The organism is Acetonema longum DSM 6540 (genome assembly GCF_000219125.1).
Lineage (GTDB): Bacteria > Bacillota > Negativicutes > Sporomusales > Acetonemataceae > Acetonema > Acetonema longum.
In genome coordinates this window covers 1-1,182 of record NZ_AFGF01000215.1, presented here as the reverse complement: position 1 = coordinate 1,182, position 1,182 = coordinate 1, and the positions used below count along the sequence as shown (strand labels likewise).

Annotated in this window: 1 pseudogene; it reads left to right on the top strand. The window is 48.6% G+C overall.

Going from position 1 to position 1,182, the window contains the following annotated elements:
- Positions 1-1,182: pseudogene (locus ALO_RS22595) on the top strand (hypothetical protein); the annotation flags it as partial.

Sequence of the window (1,182 nt, the reverse complement as noted above, 5' to 3'; positions counted from 1 at the left end):
TGTAATAGATAGTACCGCTACGCCTGACAAGAACAGACTCTCTACTGGCACACTCACCTTCTCCGATATCGAGAACAAGGCCGAGTACAAGGCGGAAAGCCACGGTGTCGGCTATGCCGTCGGTAAGGATGTAGAGAACAACGCCAAAGGATTTACCCCGGATATGGGCGTTCCGGTATCGGATGATAAAACCAGCACTACCCATGCCGCGATTGCCCAGGGAACGATTGAAATCAAAGATCAGGCCAATCAGAAAGCGGATATTACGAAACTGAGCAGGGATACCCAGAATGCCGTCAACAAGCTGGACCAGATTTTTGATAAGAAGTCGGTTCAGGAAAAACAGGAACTCTCCAAGATGCTGGGACAAGAAGCCTTTAAGGCAGTCGGCGATCTGGCGGCAGCGCAGTACAAGAAAGCGGCAGAAGATGAGGCCAATACCACAGACCCTGATGTCAAAGCCGAAGCAAAAGCGAGAATGCGGGCCTGGGATGAAGGCGGCATCTATAAAGTCGCGCTGCACTCAGCCGTCGGCGCTGTCATGGCTGACCTGGGAGGCGGCAACGCTCTTTCCGGTGGCGTCGGCGCCGGTGTCAACGAAATAGTACAGGGAGAACTGGCCAAACGCTTTAAAGACAATCCCGACCTGCACCAGTGGGCCAGCCTGGCTATTGGTTCTGCGGCCGCAAAAATTGCGGGCGGCGATGCACAGACAGGTGGAGCCACGGCGGCTAGTGGGACGAAAAATAACTGGTTGAATCATGAACAGCAAGATGCGTTTGTCAAAGCATTGAAAAATGCAGAGAGTGACAGTGATAAACAACAAATAATAGCCTACTTCACAGCATTAAGCCAATATAACATTGAGAAATATGGTGTAAAAGAGGAAGTAATAGAATGGGAATTAAAAGACCAGCTAAAAGGAATTTTGATCAATGAGTCAAAAGGGTTAAATTACAACCTAAGCTTAATTTCAAGTTACTATTTCCAGGATAAACTGGTTAAGGACTATAAAGAAGGATTAGAAACCCCTGACTGGGCGAAGTGGCTAAACACAACTGCTAAGGATGGTCAGGATTTACTAGACGCTCTTACAATGACGCCAACTCCAATCGGATTAGGTGTCAGGGGGTTTAAAGCGGCACAGATAGCAGATAAAGCAGTAGATGCGGCAAAGGTGGC